14 protein-coding genes and 4 tRNA genes are annotated in these 20,801 nt (G+C 44.6%); 4 read left to right on the top strand and 14 right to left on the bottom strand.

The window, feature by feature from the left end; genetic code table 11:
- Positions 1–206: 206 nt before the first annotated feature.
- Complete coding sequence (astB, locus tag V7R35_RS12390) at positions 207–1,547, top strand: N-succinylarginine dihydrolase (RefSeq protein WP_334015172.1); 1,341 nt, start codon at positions 207–209, stop codon at positions 1,545–1,547.
- Positions 1,548–1,654: 107 nt separating this feature from the next.
- On the opposite strand, the gene V7R35_RS12385 is transcribed toward astB, so the two are convergent.
- On the bottom strand, positions 1,655–4,201 hold the full coding sequence (locus V7R35_RS12385; protein ID WP_334015171.1) for a beta strand repeat-containing protein: 2,547 nt from the start codon (positions 4,199–4,201) through the stop codon (positions 1,655–1,657).
- Positions 4,202–4,316: 115 nt separating this feature from the next.
- On the opposite strand from V7R35_RS12385, the gene V7R35_RS12380 reads away from it, so the two are divergent.
- Positions 4,317–5,663, top strand: a complete 1,347-nt coding sequence (locus V7R35_RS12380; protein WP_334015169.1) for a dicarboxylate/amino acid:cation symporter — start codon at positions 4,317–4,319, stop codon at positions 5,661–5,663.
- A 136-nt stretch (positions 5,664–5,799) separates the two neighbouring features.
- Here V7R35_RS12380 and V7R35_RS12375 read toward each other — a convergent pair whose 3' ends face one another.
- The 9 genes from V7R35_RS12375 to dnaQ form a co-directional block, all read right to left on the bottom strand.
- Positions 5,800–7,026, bottom strand: coding sequence for a lipoprotein-releasing ABC transporter permease subunit (locus V7R35_RS12375; protein ID WP_334015167.1), 1,227 nt, complete (start codon positions 7,024–7,026; stop codon positions 5,800–5,802).
- On the bottom strand, positions 7,026–7,766 hold the full coding sequence (gene lolD, locus V7R35_RS12370) for a lipoprotein-releasing ABC transporter ATP-binding protein LolD (protein ID WP_334015166.1): 741 nt from the start codon (positions 7,764–7,766) through the stop codon (positions 7,026–7,028). The genes V7R35_RS12375 and lolD overlap by 1 nt, the downstream gene beginning before the upstream one ends.
- A gap of 86 nt (positions 7,767–7,852) precedes the next feature.
- Entirely contained in the window at positions 7,853–9,415 is a 1,563-nt protein-coding gene (locus V7R35_RS12365; RefSeq protein ID WP_334015164.1) for an EAL domain-containing protein, read from the bottom strand.
- Between the two features lie 154 nt (positions 9,416–9,569).
- Positions 9,570–9,646 (bottom strand) — tRNA-Asp (locus tag V7R35_RS12360).
- A gap of 31 nt (positions 9,647–9,677) precedes the next feature.
- Positions 9,678–9,754: transfer RNA gene (locus V7R35_RS12355), tRNA-Asp, on the bottom strand.
- Positions 9,755–9,784: 30 nt separating this feature from the next.
- Positions 9,785–9,861 (bottom strand) — tRNA-Asp (locus tag V7R35_RS12350).
- A gap of 29 nt (positions 9,862–9,890) precedes the next feature.
- Positions 9,891–9,967: transfer RNA gene (locus V7R35_RS12345), tRNA-Asp, on the bottom strand.
- A gap of 235 nt (positions 9,968–10,202) precedes the next feature.
- Positions 10,203–11,699, bottom strand: a complete 1,497-nt coding sequence (locus V7R35_RS12340; RefSeq protein ID WP_334015163.1) for a TIGR03503 family protein — start codon at positions 11,697–11,699, stop codon at positions 10,203–10,205.
- A gap of 83 nt (positions 11,700–11,782) precedes the next feature.
- On the bottom strand, positions 11,783–12,502 hold the full coding sequence (gene dnaQ / locus V7R35_RS12335; protein ID WP_334015162.1) for a DNA polymerase III subunit epsilon: 720 nt from the start codon (positions 12,500–12,502) through the stop codon (positions 11,783–11,785).
- A gap of 93 nt (positions 12,503–12,595) precedes the next feature.
- On the opposite strand from dnaQ, the gene rnhA reads away from it, so the two are divergent.
- Complete coding sequence (gene rnhA, locus V7R35_RS12330) at positions 12,596–13,063, top strand: ribonuclease HI (RefSeq protein WP_334015160.1); 468 nt, start codon at positions 12,596–12,598, stop codon at positions 13,061–13,063.
- Positions 13,064–13,187: 124 nt separating this feature from the next.
- Here rnhA and V7R35_RS12325 read toward each other — a convergent pair whose 3' ends face one another.
- Positions 13,188–14,165, bottom strand: coding sequence for an NAD(P)H-quinone oxidoreductase (locus V7R35_RS12325; RefSeq protein WP_334015159.1), 978 nt, complete (start codon positions 14,163–14,165; stop codon positions 13,188–13,190).
- Positions 14,166–14,369: 204 nt separating this feature from the next.
- On the opposite strand from V7R35_RS12325, the gene V7R35_RS12320 reads away from it, so the two are divergent.
- Positions 14,370–15,563, top strand: a complete 1,194-nt coding sequence (locus V7R35_RS12320) for a class I SAM-dependent rRNA methyltransferase (RefSeq protein WP_334015157.1) — start codon at positions 14,370–14,372, stop codon at positions 15,561–15,563.
- A 96-nt stretch (positions 15,564–15,659) separates the two neighbouring features.
- On the opposite strand, the gene V7R35_RS12315 is transcribed toward V7R35_RS12320, so the two are convergent.
- The 3 genes from V7R35_RS12315 to hrpA all read right to left on the bottom strand — a co-directional run bounded on the left by V7R35_RS12315 (position 15,660) and on the right by hrpA (position 20,728).
- A complete protein-coding gene (locus V7R35_RS12315) occupies positions 15,660–15,896 on the bottom strand; it encodes a DUF2061 domain-containing protein (RefSeq protein ID WP_334015156.1) in 237 nt (78 codons plus the stop codon).
- 297 nt (positions 15,897–16,193) lie between these two features.
- A complete protein-coding gene (locus V7R35_RS12310) occupies positions 16,194–16,496 on the bottom strand; it encodes a PilZ domain-containing protein (protein ID WP_334015155.1) in 303 nt (100 codons plus the stop codon).
- Between the two features lie 236 nt (positions 16,497–16,732).
- Entirely contained in the window at positions 16,733–20,728 is a 3,996-nt protein-coding gene (gene hrpA / locus V7R35_RS12305; RefSeq protein WP_334015154.1) for an ATP-dependent RNA helicase HrpA, read from the bottom strand.
- Between the last annotated feature and the right edge of the window lie 73 nt (positions 20,729–20,801).

Raw genomic sequence — 20,801 nt, 5'->3', positions numbered from 1 at the left:
CTGCTTCAAACGCGAGCAAAAACCGTACAAATATTAACCACCTCGATTGGCATTGCCTTTAAAAGCCGTATAATGCCAGCCATTCCAACCTTATATTGTGCTTTCGTAGAAGGGCGATTTGGGGATTAAAAAGTGCAACGGTTGCCCCTGCTGCTAACTGTGTAGCGTAGCGGTCAATCGAAAAAACACCAACAATGAGGGAAAGTATGAAGCAGTTTGAAGTGAATTTTGATGGTCTAGTTGGCCCTACCCATAACTATGCTGGTTTGTCATTCGGCAATGTTGCTTCACTTAACAATGCCAATGCAATTAGCAGTCCGAAACAAGCTGCAAAGCAAGGATTAGCAAAAGCAAAAGCGTTATCTGATATGGGAATGGTTCAAGGTGTCTTAGCACCGCAAGAGCGCCCAGATATTGCCGCCCTGCGTCGTTTAGGGTTCACAGGCTCTGATGCGCGTGTTTTAGAAAGCGCTGCAAAGCAGTCTCGCGAGATTTTCTTGGCATGTTGTTCTGCAAGTAGCATGTGGACAGCAAATGCCGCTACCGTGTCTCCTAGCGCCGATACCGCAGACGGTAGAGTACACTTTACGCCTGCTAATCTTACGAACAAGTTCCATCGCTCTCTTGAACCTCGCGTAACCGGAAACATCTTGCGCGGCACGTTTTCCAACGAGAAACACTTTGCCCATCACATGCACCTTCCCGATAATGAACATTTTGGTGATGAAGGCGCAGCTAACCACACACGCTTGTGCAGCAATTACGGGCAAGCTGGCGTAGAGCTGTTTGTTTATGGCCGCCACGCATTCGATACTAGCAAACCTGCACCAAAGAAATTCCCAGCACGACAAACACTTGAAGCATGCCAGGCAGTAGCCCGTTTGCATGGGTTAGACGATGACGGTGTGGTATACATGCAGCAAAATCCAGACGTTATTGACCAAGGTGTATTCCACAATGACGTTATTGCTGTTGGTAACCAAAACGTGCTGTTTTTCCACGAGCAAGCTTTCTACCAAAAAGAAGCTGGCTTGAAAGAGCTTCAAGCTAAATTTGGCGAAGAGCCACTTCACTTTATTGAGGTGCCTACCGATGAAGTGTCTGTGCTTGACGCGGTAAAAACCTACTTGTTTAACACGCAAATTATTACGCTACCTAGCGGTGATATGACAATTATTGCGCCAACAGAGTGTGAAGAGAACGACGCAGTTAAGCGCTACTTAGACAAACTAGTCACCCTTGGCACGCCAATAAAATCGGTAAACTACTTTGATGTAAAACAAAGCATGCGTAACGGTGGTGGCCCTGCGTGTTTGCGATTGCGCGTTGCAATGAACGACCAAGAGCTAGCTGCCGTTAATCAGAATACATTGATTAACGATACACAGTTTGAGCGCCTTAATGCATGGGTAGACAAGCATTACCGCGACCAATTAAGCGAAGATGATTTACGTGATCCGCAGCTTCTTATCGAGTCGCGCACGGCACTTGATGAACTTACGCAATTACTGAAACTTGGTTCGGTGTACCCGTTCCAGCAGGCATAGTTTACGCTTGTAAAACTTTGCTTTTATACACATGAAAAAGCCGGCTTATGCCGGCTTTTTGTTTAGCGTTTACTGCTAATGCAGCTATGCATTAGCAGTATGTAGCACTATGGAGTTACCAATGTACATTGATCAGTTACACCGAATGGGTTCGCAGGTGGTGCTGAGCCTTCATCATTCACATCATCTGCTAATATCCCTAAGCTGTAATCCATAGACGCTTGCGCTTCACTGCCTGTAGACTGACCAAACACTGTAACAACGATGTCGTACCAAACCGCATAGCTTTTCGGATAGCGATACTCTAGTTCGGCATAACCATTTTCATCTGTTACTGAACCGTTCGCGAAAGTTAATGTACCAATCAGTCCTGGAGTAAGTTCACCATCCCCGTTAGTGTCCTCATCACGAGGAGTGGTGTCCAAAATACCGTTGTCGTTTACATCTTCGTTTTCACAGTTTTGATTCACTACAGGAACCCATAGGTCTGCAACATCATCAAAAGCCCAGAACCCTGTACGATACTCACCGCCTCTATTGAATTTTACTGGCGCAATGGATGCAGTAAGATCAACACCACTAACAGGCTGGCCGGCGGAATCAGAGACAAATACTCCGAAACGCTTGAGATAACTGGTAGAATTAAGGTTTTCTATTTCATTTCCAGTTCCGATCGAAATATCAAACGCTCTCGCGCCCACTGTCAGAATAACTTGATCATCAATTGCTGTGTCGTCAGCCACGAAAGCTGTAATCACAACAGATTCTGGTGTAGACACCGAGCCAGACGTAAATACCGTTGTTGCTATACCTTTACTGTCGGTGGTAGCTTGTGATGGTGATACAAAGCCCGTTGATACATCTGATACGGTAAAGTTAACTACACTATTTTTAACAAGGTTACCGTCTTCGTCGCGCACCACAGCACTTATTGTGCTAGTTTGACCGTCTGGCCCTAGCAAATCAGGTGACGCGTCGGCAATCAAGGTGTGTGGTGTCGTAGCAATAAACTCTACCTGCGTTAGTGCTGAAACCAATACCGCACCACTGCCGTCAGAGGCTGTTGCGGTTATTGACGAAATGCCCGCATTCGTTGAGCTTAGATCTATGCTTGCCTGGCCGTTTGCATCGGTAGTCACCGTAGCATTGCCAGCAATTTCGCCACGTGACACACTAAACGTAACGTCTTGGCCGACAACCGCAGCATTATTTTGTCGCCATTCAACGGTAATGGTTTGAGACTGATTTACCGGAATTTCTGCTGTTGGAAGATTAACGAAATTAAACTCGTCTTGCTGCACTTGTACCGTAAACGTCGACTCAGCGTTTAGCGCAGACGCGGTGATGGTATTTTCGCCTGACGCCGTTGCTGTATAAGTTACCGTCGCTTGACCGTTGGCACCTGTATTAACCGTGTTCGCACTTAGCGTTCCATTTGAAGCAGAGAGCGTAACGTCTTGGTTAAGAATAGAAGTACCGTCTGAGTCTTGCACCCTTACAGTGTAGTCAACGCTATCATTTAAAATAACCGACGATGCACCGTTAATAGTAACCTCTGTACCCGCAATAGTAATTTGAACGGTTTCCGTCAGCGCGCCTGCTGATGATGTAATGGTTATTGTGCGGTTAGACGCATCATTACGAGACGTTAAAATAGCGCGAGCAGTGCCATCCGCTGCGGTTTGTGGCTGCGTAAGTTGAAGCTCTACACCGTCACCAGAAGCCGCTGAAAAGCTCACATCTACACCTTCCATAAGCACGCTTTGTTCATTTTTCACTAGCGCTATGAGTTCTACTTCATCGCTTCCGCTAGAAGCAAGCTGAATACTATTAGCAAAGAGTTCTAGTGATGCTGGCTGCGCACTCACCGCAGTGCTGCCCGCAGAGCTAAACGTTGTAGTTGCGCTTTCGCCCGACCCCAACGTCGCCGTTACTTCACCATCACCCGAAAGCGAACCTACCGACATTGTTATCGTAGCAATACCATCAGCGTTCGTAGATGCAGTGCCAGTGTCGTTTGAGAACACTGCCAATTCATCATTACTGAGCGTAAAGGTAAGTAATGCATTCGACTGTGGTTCACCCTGCGCATTAGTAACCATTGCTAGTGCAGTTAACTCGTTATTGGCGGTTAAATTGCTATCTGCTTCACCACTTGAGTTCTGCAATTGCAAAGAAACGCTAATAGTTTCATCAGTAGTGCTGGTAGCGGTGGCATTGAAAGTTACTCGCCCCGTTTCACCTGTACTAAGGCTGGCGGTAATCTCGCCAGCTCCCGATGCGGTCCTGGCGTTTATACCCAGTCGTGCTACACCGTCTGCATTCGTGCTTGCAGTTCCTGTATCGTTTGCAAACTCTGCTAATTCATCGTTGCTAAGGGAAAATGTAAGAAGTGCGTTGGCGTGCGCATCACCATTTTGGTCTGTTACGTTTGCCACAATAACAAGGCTATTGTCTTGAGTAAGGTTATTATCGCTTACACCACTGGCGTTTTCCAGTGTGAGGGAAATGGTATAGGTTGTCGTCGGATCAGGTGCCGGTGTGCCACCACCGCCATTATCGACTTCTTCTCTAGAGACAGAGCCGCCTCCTCCGCATGCAGTTAGCATGAATAATGCACTAATTAGGCTTAGCGTTTTCGCGAATGTCGACATAATTCGTTCCTGAACCTCTTTTATTGACAATTGCGTCGTTTTTTATGTTTAAAAATCAACTGAATCTGGCAAACTACGGGTGATTAAAAAATATAATAATGCACAGGAAACATTCATGTCTTCATCTGCACATAAGTATAGCTTAACCGCTCGTATCTTTATCGGCATGGCAGCCGGTATCTTGACTGGTGTCTTTCTCCAATTCTTGTTTGATGATAGCGGAGATTTCACTTTTTCGGTATTCGGTTTAGAGCTATCAACGTATAACATTCTTGTTGAAGGTATATTTTCAACCCTCGGACAGATATTCATTGCCAGCTTGAAAATGCTTGTGGTGCCTTTAGTGTTCGTGTCGTTAATATGCGGTACAAGCACCCTTTCAGATCCAAGTAAACTTGGACGCCTTGGCGCTAAGTCGGTTGGTTTGTATGTTGTCACAACGGCTATTGCTATTACACTGGCTATGAGTATAGCTTTAATAGTCTCTCCTGGTGACGGCTTAAATCTGGCCACCGAAACCACTTATCAGGCTAAAGAGGCGCCTAGTCTTTCTGACGTTATTGTTAACATGTTCCCAAGTAATCCCATCAATTCGATGGCTCAAGGCAACATGCTGCAAATTATTGTTTTTGCCGTATTGTTTGGTATTGCCATGGCAATGACAGGCGATGCTGGAAAGCGCCTAACCGCTATCTTCGAAGACATCAACACCGTTATTATGCGTCTGGTTACCATAATCATGAATTTAGCGCCATACGGCGTATTCGTGCTAATGGCGAAGCTATTCTCAACAATAGGTGGCGACACAATTCTTAGCTTGGCGAAATATTTCTTCTTAGTATTCGGCGTATTATTGCTACATGGCTTAGTGACGTACTCGGTATTACTTAAAGTATTATCGGGCTTAAACCCGCTTATTTTGCTGAAGAAAATGCGCGACGCAGCACTGTTTGCTTTTAGTACATCAAGCAGTAGCGCTACCCTGCCTGTTACTATGGAAACCGCGAAAAATAAACTTGGCGTAGGTAACTCGGTTTCATCGTTCACGCTGCCTCTTGGCGCCACAATTAATATGGACGGTACGGCCATTATGCAGGGTGTGGCTACCGTATTTATTGCTCAGGTTTACGCTGTTGATTTAAGCCTTGGCGATTACATGATGGTTGTACTTACCGCAACGCTTGCCTCTATCGGAACTGCTGGCGTACCCGGTGTAGGCCTTATTATGCTGGCCATGGTTTTGCAGCAAGTGAACCTACCTGTTGAAGGCATTGCGCTTATTATTGGTGTAGACCGCTTGTTAGATATGACCCGCACCGCGGTAAACATTACTGGCGATTGCATGGTGTCTTGCGTTGTAGCAAAAAGTGAAGGTGCGCTTGATGAGAGCATCTTTAACGACCCTAATGCTGGCGAGAAACAAGAAGATGTCGATTTTAAACACTTCGATAGAAACAGCTAATACCTGAACGCCCAAGCACAAACGACAATAAAAGATAATAAAAAAGGTAGCATGTGCTACCTTTTTTGTTTCGTGTTTATCATGTTTGTAGGAATGAAAAACTAGACTTCCTTCGTGTCTAGAGAGAAAACTCTCATCAGTGCAACGCAGATGACGGTGCTATTTTTGCAGCTTTATGCGCAGGATAAAGGGTTGCAGCCACACTTAATAACAAAGCAACAACAGCGGTTAACACCACGTCTTGTACGTAAAGCTCAGACGGTAAGAAGTCAATAAAATAGATGTCGCCTGACAATACCTCTATACCTAGCAAATGCTCAATAAAACGCACAATGTCTGACAAGTTAGGCGCTACTAGTAATGCAAGCGCAACGCCGGTTGATACACCCACTACGCCGTTAATTAAGCCCTGGTACACAAACGCTTTGCGGATAAGTCCATCTGTAGCTCCCATCGTTTTTAAAATGGCAATAGCCGCCTGCTTTTCGCGCACTGCCATAACCAACGAAGAAACAATGTTGAAACAGGCCACGGCAATAACCAAAGTAAGCGCAATATAAACGACTACTCTTACAAGCTGTATGTCGTTGTATAGGTGTCCCTGTGTTCTTGTCCAATCCGACATATATACTGCTTGCGGGAAGCTATACCCTATTTCACGCATTAAGGCGTTTGCCTCAAAGGGGTTATTGAAAGTAAATTGAATACCTTGCGCATCGCTTGCTAGTTTTAACGCCTCAGTTGCCTTTGTAAGGTGCATAACACCAAGCTGATTATCCAGCTCGCCACCTACTGATAACACCCCTACTACGGTGAGTGAAATAGTACTAGGTGCTTTAAACGTTAAGTCGCTGGTTCGCTGTGGGATCAGTGCTTGTACTACATCGCCTTTTATTAGCCCGAGCTTTTCGGCAATACCTTCACCAATGAGTAAACCATCAGGCATGGTTTGCAATGCCTGCCAGTCTTCATTACTTACGCTGTTTTCAAATACATTAGTTGTTGCTTCGATAGGAAGCCCTGTAATGCTAATGGCTTTAAGCGTACCTTTGAATTGAAGCATGCCCGTAAGCTTTGTATAAGGCGTTACCTGCTTTATTCGTTCGTCTTGTCGAAACCGATAAAGCTGTGCGTCAAGATTATCAATACCACGCTGATCAACACTGAATAGTTCACCGTGCGGCACTACACTTAAAATGCGCCCGGTAAGCTCGCGTTCAAAGCCGTTCATTACACTTAGCAGCACAATAAGCACAAAACAGCCCAAACCAATGCCAACAGTTGACGACATGGAAATAAACGAAATGAAGCGCTGCTGGGTTCTAGCCTTACGAAAGCGATTAGCGAGTTCAAAAGCCAGCATTACACTTTTGCCTCTTGTACAGACTGCTCTGATATAGACTTTGGGGAGTCAGGCTGAGAAGAGTCAGACTGTACAAGCTGTCCATCTTTAATTCTCAGTACGCGATCCATCTGATTTGCCAATGCAATATCGTGAGTTACCACAACAAACGCGGTATTCTTCTTCTCACTTAGCTGGGTAAGTAACTGATAAATTTGCTTGCCTGTGGTGTCGTCCAAATTACCGGTTGGTTCATCGGCTAGAACTACCGAAGGCTCTGTTACCAATGCTCTTGCGATAGCAACTCTCTGCCTTTCCCCACCAGACATCGCCGATGGTAAATGAGACGCTCGGTGCGATAAGCCCACCTCGTTCAGCATTTTTTTGGCTTTGTCCTCTGCTTTTTTTTGCGACAAACCACGAATTCTTAGCGGCATGGCTACATTTTCAAGGGCGGTAAATTCACCGAGCAAATGATGAAATTGGTAAATAAACCCCATTTCGTCATTGCGAAGTTTGGCTAGTTTGGTGGCGCTTAATGAATGAATGGCGTTGCCGTTAAATTCGACTTCCCCAAATGTTGGAGCATCTAGCCCACCAAGAATATGAAGCAGCGTGCTTTTTCCAGAACCAGAACTTCCTAAAATAGCAACGTGCTCACCAGGCTTAATAGCGAGTGATACGTCGTGAAGAACCTGAGTTTTATTGGTGCAATCAAAGTATGTTTTGTGGATATTGCGGCAAAGTAGCACATCCTGCATGCGAATTTTCTTCTCTTTTATCCAAATGGTGCATGGTAGCGTTAAACACTACCAACACCAAAAGAAAATTTACAGTTATTAACGGGTTATTTATGCTCTGAGGCTGTGCTTAAAACGCTATCTCCAAGCGACTCGATAGTTTGAGGTTTTCCATATAGCCAGCCTTGGCCAAAACCAATAGTAAGCCCCTGTAATTGTTTGCTTTGGTCTAGGTTTTCAACACCTTCAGCAATAAGGCTTACGTCAAGCCCTTCTGCAATACTTACAATATGTGGAATTAATGACGAGCGAATACTGTTATCTTCCATTTCCATTACAAAGCTGCGGTCAATTTTCAAATAATCACAGTTTAAACTTTTCAGCTGGCTTAAATTTGAATAACCAACACCAAAATCGTCAATTGCAAACAAAAACCCTTTTCTTTTCAGCGTTTTGATATGCCTCACTGCACTTTGCGTGGCAATTTGCTCGTCTTCGGTAATTTCCAAAACTAACTTAAACTCTTTCTCATTCATGTTTTGGACGAAATCAAGATCTAAGCTTTCATCTTGTGTAAAATCTGAGGGAAACAGGTTAAACGATACCTTAAAGCCTTCAGGAATGGCGTCGTTCTCATTAAGTTCTCTCATTGCCGTTGTAATCATATCGACAGTGAACTCCCACGTTTTACCTTGCTTTTTAATTTGGGGAATAAACTGGTCTGGATAAATAGGGCCGTAATCATCTTCAAAGCGGCTTAGCACTTCGCAACCAATAACTTCACCGGTTTTAAGATCGACAAAGGGTTGGTATAGGCAGTAAAATTTGTGGTTTTTCAAACCATTAGAAATGCGCGCATACATGGACCGGCGTCTTCTTAAATAATTAAATACCATCATGTGGGTAAGTACTGCGGTCATCACCATTACGCAGATAAACAAAATAAGCTTGCCCATGTGAAGGTCAATTACGCGAGTACTATCAGAGCGTACTTTTAAACACGTGTCAGAATAACGACCATCACACATTACGAATTCAAGCGAGAAAAATCCGTCGCTTTTTAACACGTCTTCTTTTGTTTTGCTTCGGTCGACCAAAGCTGGGTTTCCTGCGATGTGATAAATCTGATCACCGTTGTAAAACAATTGCCAGTCTTGCGTAAAGCTGTAACCAATTACACCGTCCATATCAAGAACCGCGTTATATTTACCGCGTTTTGCAATGGTACCCGTTGCCTGTTTATCGAAAAGTTTTAAAGGTGTATTTATCCAAAATTCGTCGCCAAGCGCGGTGTAAAAATCGGGCTTAACAGCCTCAAACGGAACCTCTAATACGCCTAAATAAGTACTGCATTTCAGCCTACCATTTTCATAAAAACCAATTTCTTTGACAAAACGTGAACGGAACAGTGTTTTGCGCATTTCAGCAAGATTTTCTTCTGTGCAGGTCTCATACGGAAGCGTATTAAGATAATCTAACGTTATTTCAGCATCCCTGAATACCAAACGCACATTATTGAGAATTTCTTCAGCTCGAGTTTCTTCTTGGTTGCGCACCAGCGTAAACATGACTGAAGCTAATATGGATGATAGCGTTAAAACGCAAACGATGGTGAAAGCAATAGCTTTCGCGCTGTCTATGGTTATATGTTTTTGTTCTGTTTCTGACATAGTTTGTTCTGTACCGCATACACTTCGTATAGCAAAAGCGTAGTACAAAACGCGAAGAAAGCGATAAAACGTAACAAACAACAAACGGTGCTTTGTTAGTTCTTTTAAAGTGTTGAAGATTTTGCCCGGAAGGGCGAATGACTAAAGCATGAAATGGCGGAGCGGACGGGACTCGAACCCGCGACCCCCGGCGTGACAGGCCGGTATTCTAACCAACTGAACTACCGCTCCGCAGAATGGGATGCGCGCTTTTTTCGATTAATGGCGGAGCGGACGGGACTCGAACCCGCGACCCCCGGCGTGACAGGCCGGTATTCTAACCAACTGAACTACCGCTCCACATAATCGAGATTGCGCTATATAACTAAATGGCGGAGCGGACGGGACTCGAACCCGCGACCCCCGGCGTGACAGGCCGGTATTCTAACCAACTGAACTACCGCTCCGAAGCCTTTTAGTTATAGCATTGAGAGAGTGGCGGAGCGGACGGGACTCGAACCCGCGACCCCCGGCGTGACAGGCCGGTATTCTAACCAACTGAACTACCGCTCCACATCTTCAATGTTATCAGTAAGTTGACTTGGCTTGTTGTTGCCCTGTCCCCTGACTGCGGCGCAGATAATACGTATTCCCCCATGTGGAGTCAACGCTTTTTATTAATAAAATTGTCATCTGCGGTTTGTTTGCCTGTAATTTAGGCATTGTGTCGAAATAAAATCCAATATGTGTGAATACACTGCGTTGTTAAGGGCTGTATACAGTTATTGCTACGCTATTCATCATTATTTTAATCGTCACTATTTTTCTCTTCGGCCTTTTTCTTTTTAAACAAGCCTAATAGTTTCTTAATGCCCTTTGGCTCATTATCCATAGTGAGTTTATCTTCTGACGAATTAAATGAAGCAGATACAGCCGCTGTATTTGTGCTCTTTGCTTTTCGTTTTCTTAATACAATGATAACTACAGCGGTCAAAACACCAATTAATACAATAGAGCCATTAATTGCAACAAGCAGCAACGTAAGGGTTTCATCATCAATGTCATCTTGTTTTGCCATTGCAACATCAGTGGGCGGTTCCATAGACGATGCTATGCTTGCTTCAAGATCATTCTCTGGCATAACCTCTGTTGCATTTGCAGCATCAATGGGTTCTTCCTGCTGAGCTTCAGGCGATCGCGCTAAAAAAGTGTATTCAGGTACATCAAGAATGAAATCACGCCCATCAACTGTTGTACCATAAGCAGTAAGTTTTACTCGAAAAGTTCCCTCTTCATAAGACACGACTAAGTGCTCGCGAGCCTCACTACCGCCTTCAGTAAGCGAGAAATTTTGAATATCGCTGTTAGGAAAGCGCACTTTACCATCGATAAGTAACGACTCTATATCAACTAACTCACGGTCGACATCAATAATTACCTTGTGATATCCCTCACCATCGTCGATGACAACATCTATCTTCACTGGGTTTTGGTGAAGAATGATGGGCTCACCAACTTGTTCACGGGTATACATAGGTGTGGTAACCCTAAAAATCGGCTTCCACTCTCCCGACGCAACTTTTAAATTAAATTGTCCGGTGAAAACACCGTCCCCCGGTCGTTCATCCATACCGCGGCCGTTGTCTTCAAATGTCGCTATTGCCTCAATCCCTGCGCCGAAGTTGTTGTAATTGGGATTGTTGGTACTAATGAGTTCAATGTCTAAATCGACAACGTCACGAAACTGCTTGTTCTCTATGGGCTTGCCATCGTTAGTAAGATACGCAGTAGACTTTAAAATCTCGCCCGCAAAAACAAGGTTCGGTAAAGGTTCGGCATGCAGCTGAACATCTGACAACACCATTATTCTGCTTTCTGGCAGCACCTGACCAACAGCTTGCCAAGGCCCGGGTACTGGGTTCTTAATGGTGATCATGTCGAAGGTGTCAGCGTCGAACCACTTTATTTTTTCTTCATCTAGACGCCCTTGGAAGATTTTTGACCCATCAGGTCTCACAAGAACAACTGGCGCAGAGCCATACTCCCTAAAGAAAACCATTGTGACTTCATCAACGTTGTAATCTATGCGAAAGCGATTTCGAAGTAGTTCAATAGAATTAGTGTATTCATCACCTAAACGTGAAAGGGGTGACGGTGAAGAGACTTCTTTTTGTTCGTCAGCACCTGTTACCGCACTGTCGGTAACCTGGCGTGCTATATCTCGCTCTTCAAACTGTGATTGCGCGACAGCAGCCGTTTGTATCAGCGTAAAAAGTAATAGAAAGCCAAAAACCTTATTTATCACGCTAGATAGCTCCTGCCATTATCAAAAATTTAGTTATTTTAAAGATGCGAAATAGTGGCGATTATTTTGCCCAACAAATGTATTTATGACGCATCAACGTCCTGCGGGCGCCATAAACACTTACCACCCGCGTTTTGCACAATGTCTAAACGCGCTTCATGCTGTTCTAACTCATCGGCGCTTGCCTTGATAACCTTTAATTTATTTCCTGTGCGGTTGAGGCGTCTTATTGCCGTTGCATCTGCATCGCCACTGCCACTTGAGGCCAATTTCAGCTTAGTCTGACCACCTGTCATTAACAGGTAAACATCGGCTAGGATCTCAGCATCCAGTAATGCGCCGTGAAGCGTACGGTGGCTATTATCAATACCATAGCGTTTACACAACGCATCAAGGTTATTTTTCTGCCCCGGGTGCATTTGCCTTGCAAGTACTAGCGTGTCTAACACGTCACACATATTGCTAGTTACTACACCAGAGGTTTTAGGCTCCATATTGAACTCATGGTCCATAAAGCCCACATCGAACGGTGCATTATGAATGACGAGCTGTGCGCCTTTGATAAAGCTTACGAACTCTTGCGCAACTTGCGAAAACGTGGGTTTATCCGCAAGAAACTCATTGGTGATACCGTGAACTTCGATAGCTTCCTGTTCGATATGGCGGCCTGGATTGATATAAACATGAAAGTGATTACCCGTTAAACGACGGTTAATAACCTCTACACATCCAATCTCGATAATTCGATGACCTTCTTTCGGGTCGATACCCGTCGTTTCTGTATCAAGAACAATTTGACGCATGCTAGCCCTACTATTATTACGCTTTCTTTTTTTGGTAGTATATCAACCCCTTTGCAAGACGCTAAGGGAAAAAATACAGATTAAGGAAACAACGTGGCGCAAAAAACCATTCACATTTACACAGACGGTTCTTGTTTGGGCAATCCTGGCCCCGGCGGTTACGGTGCCATTTTAGTGTACAAAAAACACAGAAAAGAATTGAGCGACGGTTTTGCGCATACTACAAATAATCGAATGGAGCTTTTAGCCCCAATCGAAGCGCTCAATAGTTTGAATGAAACCTGCACTGTAGAACTTACTACTGACAGCCAATACGTGAAAAATGGCATTAATCAGTGGATCCACAACTGGCGTAAAAATGGCTGGCGCACCTCAGATAAAAAGCCAGTAAAAAACGCCGACCTTTGGAAGCGTTTAGACGAAGCCGTTAAAAAGCACACGGTGAATTGGCATTGGGTAAAAGGTCATTCAGGACATCCAGAAAACGAGCGATGTGATGAACTTGCTCGTAGCGCAGCAGAAGCAAAACCAACACAAGTTGATGAAGGGTTTGTAGGTTAACTGCTCTTTAGGCTTTGATTGAAGGCTTCCACGCGAAGCCTTCAATTAGCGGCTGTAACCAAGAGGCTTTTACGTCGGAGCTCTTACCACGAAGCTATTCTAAGAGACTACTACCACGAAGCTCTTACCAAGAAACAACCAGCTTACCCATTGTGTCGTTCGCCTCCAGTCGCGCATGTGTCTTTGTGATATCGGCAATGTGGTAATGGGTATCTACATTTACTTTTAGATCTTTTGTTGAAAACGCAGGCAAGCATGTTGAAGTAAAGTCTTGAACTAGCTCTGCTTTATACGCATCGCTTCTATTTCGAAGCGTTGTGCCGGTAATAGTAGCGCGCTTTGAAAGCAATAAGGCCATATCCAAATTATCAGCATAGCGACCTGCCAACATGGCTAAGTAAACAATTCGGCCGTCCTGGCTTAACACATTTAAATTTTTATTAAGATAATCGCCGCCTACCATATCTAAAACCATTTGTACGCCGCTTGGCCATGTATTTCTGATTTCTTCATCGAAGGTTTGTGTATGGTAGTTAATTAATAGCTCAGCGCCGTTTTCCTTGCACTGGAGCAGTTTATTTTCACTTGATGCTGTTACAGCGCTGTGCACGCCCCAGTGCCTGCATAGCTGCAATGCAGCCAACCCAACACCACTGGCTCCTCCGTGAATCAATACCCGTTCTGCTGGTTTTACATGAGAGATAGTACGAAGGCATTGGTAAGCGGTTAAGAACACTTCTGCTAGTCCCGCTGCCTCGAAAAACGCCATACCATCGGGTATCGGCATAAGATGCGAAGGTTCGGCGATAACTTCGGTTGCGTAGCCGCCGCCCGCGACTAATCCAAATACCTTATCACCAACGGAAAATTCAGTTACACCGTCGGTCACCTCTATTACAGTGCCTGCCATTTCTAATCCAAGTATGCTGCTTTCGCCTTTTGGTGCAGGATACTTTCCTTGACGCTGTAATATGTCGGCCCGATTGATACCAAAAGAAACGACGCTTACTTTTACTTTACCAGCCGGTGTAGACAGTGGCGCATGTTCTTTTACCGATAGGCTTGAAGGTGCCCCACCCATATCAAAGTCGACATACTGCATTCATCACTCCTCTACTGGTTTTAACTGGCCTATTTTAAAAGCCTCTTCTATCAAACAGCTCTCTTGCTCAAAGGTAACCACGCACATTACTTGATATACCGAAGATATGTACTGTAATAGCAAATATTCAGATTTAAGTGTGCGTAGTTTTCAGTATAATTCCGCCCCTTATTACACACTTGCCAATTCATTACGAGAACTTTCATGTCAGCACACGTTATTTTGCAGCCATCCAGAGACAAATCACTTCGTCGTAAACACCCTTGGGTATTCGAAAGTGCGGTGGCAGAACTTAAAGGGCGTGCTCGCGTTGGCGATACTGTTGACGTATTTGACTCAGAGGGTGACTGGCTTGGTCGTGGAGCGTACTCTCCGCATTCGAAAATACGCGTGCGCATGTGGACATTCAAAAAAGATGAAAGTATTGATAATGGCTTTTTTCTACGAAAATTAGAGACTGCACTAGCGCTTCGCAAACGCTTATTTAATCCAGAAAAAACCAACTCGTTTCGCTGGATAGCGTCAGAAAGCGACGGCCTTCCAGGCATAACCATTGATGTATATGACAATGTTGCAGTGGTGCAACTGTTAAGTGCTGGCGCGGAAAAACACAGAAATAAAATTGTGTGGGCCATTACGAAATTGCTGCCCGACATTCATGTGTATGAACGCAGTGATGTAGACGTTCGAAAGAAAGAAGGCCTTGAGCCGGTTACCGGTGTGCTTCATGGCACGCCGCCTATGCAGGTTACCGTTAAAGAGAATGGGCTTAATATTGTGGTAGATATTGAGCACGGACACAAAACCGGCTTTTATCTTGATCAGCGTGATAGTCGCGCAGCCGCTGCATATTACGCTAAAGATGCAGATGTACTAAATTGCTTTAGCTATACGGGCACATTTTCATGCTATGCCCTTAAAGGTGGCGCTAAATCAGTAACGAATGTTGATGTGTCTCAACCGGCATTGGATCTTGCAAAACAACATGTTGCATTAAATGCGCTTGATGAAGCTAAAGCGCATTATGTAAACAAAGATGTATTTAAAGCGTTGCGAGAATACCACGAGCAACAACAACAATTTGATATGGTCATTCTAGACCCGCCAAAGTTCGTAGAAAGCAAAGCCTCGTTAACGCGCGCTGCACGTGGTTACAAAGACATAAACATGTACGGTATTCACGCAGTAAAATCAGGCGGATTACTGCTTACGTTTAGTTGTTCTGGTTTGATGCCAGCCGATCTATTTCAAAAAGTCGTTGCAGATGCTGCACTAGATGCAGGGCGTACCATCAAAATTATTGCCCGTTTAAATCAAGCATCAGACCACCCCATTATCGGAAGTTATCCAGAAGGATACTACCTGAAAGGGCTAGTGTGTGAAGTAACAGACGAGTAACCCATTGCGCTAAAAATGTTCACTAAAACCGCTCGCGGCTAAGCCCACAGCGCAGCGCAATATACAACGCGGCGCTTCTCACCGTATGTTCGCCTACTACACGCTATGCATTGCTTGATGATTAGTAGTTTGGCGAGCATATGAATTGGAATAACGTTGCCCTTTCGATTCGATCTTTTTCCAAACAAGTTCGTGGAAATAGAACGCTATGGTATTGATTGCAGGCTCAACAAGCGCTACAGCACCACCAATTACCACGCTTCCCGTGAGTAAATAGGCAACAGCAAATGCAACACTAAAATGCATAACTGCAAAGGTCATTGTTTTTTTCACGCCGCCCCCTCTAATTAATGGTTTTGCGTAATTGAATATGCTGATTATTATTGTTGACGAAACAAAGAGGGTAAAATGGATTATGTAGAACAGAATGTTCAACTTTTTTGATTGAGAAAGATGTACTAACTCCGCGATGTAGTGATTGCCAGTCAGTATCAATAAAAGTGGGTCATAAGAAAAACTACAGTGGAAGCGATAGCCATACCTCGATTATCCAAGGTAATGTTGATTTTTGCTTTCGTTGTAGCTTTCGCTAGTGAGAGAGCAATTTGACGCGCTCTCTCACTATCAACATCATTTCATTTGTGAAATTTCAACACCGATAACGCAACTAGACTCAGACTCTGCTTCGCATCTTACTACGGTTGCTAGTGCAGCTAGCGAAGGAATTTGCGAGCTTGAAGACTCAATGGCTACGCTCACCTGAGTACCCACTTCGATAGACGGCTCGTCAACCTCTAAAGACATGCCCGTTGCACTGATGTCTTTACACATAGCCTGCATTGTACGACTCGACTCATCGTCAGTAACTTGCAACTGACAAGGCGAATTAACCATCATCCTGAAAAAATTTCGCTTATCGTCGTATCCTAACATGTCTACTTCTCCTAGTGTTTAGCTTTACGCTTACGACTACTTTGTTGTTATAGGGCGTTCACGATTTGTTGTCAATTGAACTGTTTATTTTTTGTTCAATCAATATCATGTAAGCACTTTATTATATTATTTTCAACCGCAATACTGCGCTTGCTTCTGCCTAGCGTTTTCAAATCCAACTATAGACTTTAACGTTTTACCTGTCACTCTGATATTGTAAATAGACTGCGCTATCGCTAAAAGTCGTTGAGATACAGTGTAATGCGTTTAGCCGAAATTGGATAAGCCGTTCCAAGTTGTTGAGCAAAAAGCGAAACCCTAAGTTCTTCTATCATCCAACGTACGTCATTTAGTGCATCAGGTACTTTCCCTTTGGGGTATTTACCGCAGACCTTTTCCCATTCTCTCATAGACTTCTCTACAGTAGCTTGGTGCATTCGGTCTTTGTTCGGATCGATGGGCAATTTCTCGAGCCTGCGCGCAAGCCCTTTAATATAGCGATTCCAATCATCTAATTTAGCTTCGCCAATATCTGACACAAAACCTGGAAATACCAGTGAAGCTAAATGCGCTTTGCAATCGCCCAGAGCATTAATCATAGTAAGAGGCACGTTGCCTTTCATCTGCTTTTGGCATTGATGCGCAAGGGTTAGTCCCTGCTCAACGCGTTTGGCAATTTCAAGCACACGGTCATTTATTTCTGCCCTAGCAATGTCTAAACATGCGTCAAAGTCGGCTTTGTTTCTTACATCGCTGTCATTTGCTTTACAGAAGTCCGCAACTATTGAGTCGATGCCAGCAAATATACAGTCATCAATTAGTGCCTTAACTTGGCCAAATGGGTTGAAGTACAACCCTAGCTTTGCTTTGTTAGGCAATTTGTTTTGAAGGTAATTCAAAGGCGAAGGCATCGCATTCTTAATCAGCACATTAACACCTTGCCTGTGCAGCGTCTGCGCTTTTTCAGCCTCATCGATAAGCGCAATATCAACGGTTTCGCCTTTCTGTACAAGCGCCGGAAATGCCTGCACTTCGAAGCCGCCTACTTTCTGTACAAAAGTTTCTGGCAGGCTTTCGAAATCCCATTGCTCTATGTTGCTTCTCTCTAATTCGGGAGTCGCGGCCTGTTCAAACGTTTGCTTAACCTGCCCTGCGCATTGCTGTTTAAGCGCATGAAGATCGTCGCCTTTTGCTATGTCACCACCGTTGTCGTCTACAACCGCGAAATGCATGATAAGGTGCTTATCTAACTGTGCTAAATTCCAATCTTCAGGCTCTATCACTACGCCAGTCATTTTGCGAAGTTTGTCGCTTACCGCGTCTAATAAAAGTACTGGGCGGTTGTTTTTATCGGTTTCACTTATGTCTGCAAGGCACGCATCGGCAAAATTAGGTGCCGGCACAAAATTACGTCTCAAACGCTTTGGCAGTGTTTTAATTAGCCCAACTACCAAGTCGTGTCGCAATCCCGGCACCAACCAATCAAAACCCACGTTATCCACTTGGTTAAGCACTGGCAGTGGAATAACCACCGTAACACCGTCGTCCTGGGCATTTGGCTCAAAGTTATAGCGAAGCGGCATGGTAATGTTGCCCTGTCGCCACACATCAGGAAATGCGTTGGCAACCGACTGCCCGGGTTGCTGCCTATACACGTCTTCTTCGGTGAAGGTAAGCAGGTCATTGCTGCCGTACTGTCTAAACCACTTTTTAAACGACGCATCGTTGTTTGCTTCTACAGGTATTTTCTTTGCGTAAAAACTCACAAGCTCTTCGTCATCAACAATAAGGTCGCGACGACGTGTCTTTTGCTCAAACTCATCGGCTTGTGCAAGCAGCGCCTGATTCTCTTGAAGGAATCCGTAATTTAGTTTTGTATTACCTTCAACCAATGCTTCTCTAATGAAAAGCTCATGGCAAATTGGCGGGTCTATCAGGCTGTACACTTTGGCGCGCTTCATCACTATCGGCAGCCCAAATAATGTCACTTTCTCGAACGCCATAACCGCACCGCGTTTCTTAGACCAGTGTGGTTCTGAGTAGCTTCGTTGTACAACGTGCTCAGCTAAAGGCTCAATCCATGTGGGGTCTATTCTGGCTACCATTCTTGCGAACAGCTTTGACGTTTCAACTAGCTCTGCAGCCATAACCCATTTAGGCTGTGACTTAGCTAGCCCTGAACCCGGAAAAATTAAAAACTTGGTGTTACGAGAACCCAAGTATTCTCGGTCTTTGTCTTTGAAACCAAGATGAGACAAAAGGCCACTTGCAATAGCTTGGTGTATTGCTTGATAGTCGGCCTCTTGTTTTGTGATACCAAAGCCTAACTCCGCAATAGATTTTTTAAGCTGGCTAACAATATCTTGCCACTCTCTCATACGAAGGTAGTTAATAAACTGCTGTTTACACCACTTACGAAGCTGATTTTGGCTTAGGGCGTTTTGCTGCTCTCTAAATGCTGTCCAAAGATTGTATAAGCTAATAAAGTCTGAATCTTTATCGTGGTATTCGCTGTGCCTTTCGTCTGCCTGCTGACGCTTTTCTTGCGGGCGCTCTCTTGGATCTTGAATAGACAAGCCAGCCGCAATAACCATGACTTCATTAACTGCATTAGTGCGCTGTGCCTCTATCACCATACGTGCATAGCGAGGGTCTATTGGCAGCCTAGCCACCTGCTTACCAAGCTGAGTAAGCTGCATTTTGCCTTTGCGCTTTACAATGGCCTGAATTTCTTCCAACAATCGAAAACCGTCATTAATGTTTCGATTATCGGGTGGCTGCACAAACGGAAACGCTTCGATATCACCTAAACCCAGCGCTAGCATTTGAAGAATAACCGACGCAAGGTTAGTGCGAAGAATTTCTGGGTCGGTAAATTCAGGGCGCCCTAAATAATCATCTTCACTGTACAGTCGAATACAAATACCGTCAGATACACGACCACAGCGCCCCGACCTTTGGTTCGCAGACGCTTGTGAAATTGGCTCAATCGGTAGACGTTGCACTTTACTGCGCGCACTGTAGCGAGAAATACGGGCGAAACCTGGGTCTATTACATATTTTATGCCTGGCACAGTAAGCGATGTTTCGGCTACGTTGGTAGCAAGCACAATACGTCTTCCGCTATGCGACTGAAAAATACGGTTCTGTTCTGCAGCAGACAGACGCGCGTAAAGCGGCACAATTTCAGTATTACGGTAGTGCTGTTTGCTGAGTGCGTCTTGCGTGTCCCGAATCTCGCGTTCACCGCTGAGAAACACCAATATATCGCCAGGCGCCTCGCGCATCAGTTCATCAACTGCATGAATAATAGCGTCGGTTTGCTCTACGTCGTCTGCACTGTCCTCAGGTGCGTGGTAGCGAATTTCAACCGGATAGGTTCGGCCACTAACTTCGATGATAGGTGCATTATTAAAGTGTTTTGAAAAGCGTTCAGGGTCGATTGTTGCCGATGTGATAATCAGTTTAAGATCAGGGCGCTTGTCGAGTAGCTGACGTAAATAACCCAAAAGAAAATCGATGTTAAGACTTCTTTCGTGAGCTTCATCGATAATAATGGTGTCATATTGATTTAAGTACCGGTCTTGCTGCATTTCAGCTAGCAGCATACCGTCGGTCATCAGCTTTACGTAACTACGCTCGCTAACTTGGTCACTAAACCTTATTTTAAAACCGACTTTCTCACCTAGCGGCGTATTGAGCTCTTCGGCAATTCTGGTAGCTACACTTCTAGCGGCCAGTCGACGAGGCTGCGTATGCGCTATAAGACCGTTAACGCCACGCCCTAACTCTAGACAAATTTTTGGCAGCTGAGTGGTTTTCCCCGACCCTGTTTCACCCGCAACAATAACCACTTGATTATTAGCTATAGCAGCTTTGATATCTTCTTTTTTGTCACTTACCGGGAGCGGCGGGTATTCTACCTTAGGTAAATTTGACTGACGCCACGTGCGCTTGGCAATAGACGCCTCTATGTCGTCAATAAGCTGCTGTGCTTGTTTTTCAATTTGTTGTTCAAATTGCAATTCACTTCGATTTAAAGCCTGCGCTGAATCACTGCTTTTTTCACTCACACCTTCGTCGTGGTTTTTGCGTTTCGTGTTGTCTTTTGATGATCCCGCTTTTAGTTTTTGCGCTAGTTGGGTTATGCGGCGCTTTAGACGGAATTTATCTGCACTTAAACATTCATCGAGTTTGGCGTAAAGGGGCTTAATAGCAATGGCTGAAGACAAAATTGCAATCCTACGGAGTATATCGAAACGTCATTAAAATTCGGGCGGCGATCCTAGAAGATACCGCCCTAAA

It is taken from the genome of Alteromonas sp. S167 (genome assembly GCF_036864375.1).
GTDB lineage: Bacteria > Pseudomonadota > Gammaproteobacteria > Enterobacterales > Alteromonadaceae > Alteromonas.
Note: the sequence above shows the minus strand (reverse complement) of the source record. Positions and strands in the feature narration are given on the sequence as shown.

What these genes read in the sequence shown, in the direction of transcription:
- dnaQ (WP_334015162.1), bottom strand. Translation starts at nt 12,502, where the DNA reads ATGCGTCAAATTGTTCTTGATACAGAAACGACGGGTATCGACCCGAAA.
- V7R35_RS12385 (WP_334015171.1), bottom strand. Translation starts at nt 4,201, where the DNA reads ATGTCGACATTCGCGAAAACGCTAAGCCTAATTAGTGCATTATTCATG.
- V7R35_RS12365 (WP_334015164.1), bottom strand. Translation starts at nt 9,415, where the DNA reads ATGTCAGAAACAGAACAAAAACATATAACCATAGACAGCGCGAAAGCT.
- V7R35_RS12325 (WP_334015159.1), bottom strand. Translation starts at nt 14,165, where the DNA reads ATGCAGTATGTCGACTTTGATATGGGTGGGGCACCTTCAAGCCTATCG.
- V7R35_RS12375 (WP_334015167.1), bottom strand. Translation starts at nt 7,026, where the DNA reads ATGCTGGCTTTTGAACTCGCTAATCGCTTTCGTAAGGCTAGAACCCAG.
- V7R35_RS12320 (WP_334015157.1), top strand. Translation starts at nt 14,370, where the DNA reads ATGTCAGCACACGTTATTTTGCAGCCATCCAGAGACAAATCACTTCGT.
- astB (WP_334015172.1), top strand. Translation starts at nt 207, where the DNA reads ATGAAGCAGTTTGAAGTGAATTTTGATGGTCTAGTTGGCCCTACCCAT.
- V7R35_RS12380 (WP_334015169.1), top strand. Translation starts at nt 4,317, where the DNA reads ATGTCTTCATCTGCACATAAGTATAGCTTAACCGCTCGTATCTTTATC.
- lolD (WP_334015166.1), bottom strand. Translation starts at nt 7,766, where the DNA reads ATGCAGGATGTGCTACTTTGCCGCAATATCCACAAAACATACTTTGAT.
- V7R35_RS12310 (WP_334015155.1), bottom strand. Translation starts at nt 16,496, where the DNA reads ATGTTAGGATACGACGATAAGCGAAATTTTTTCAGGATGATGGTTAAT.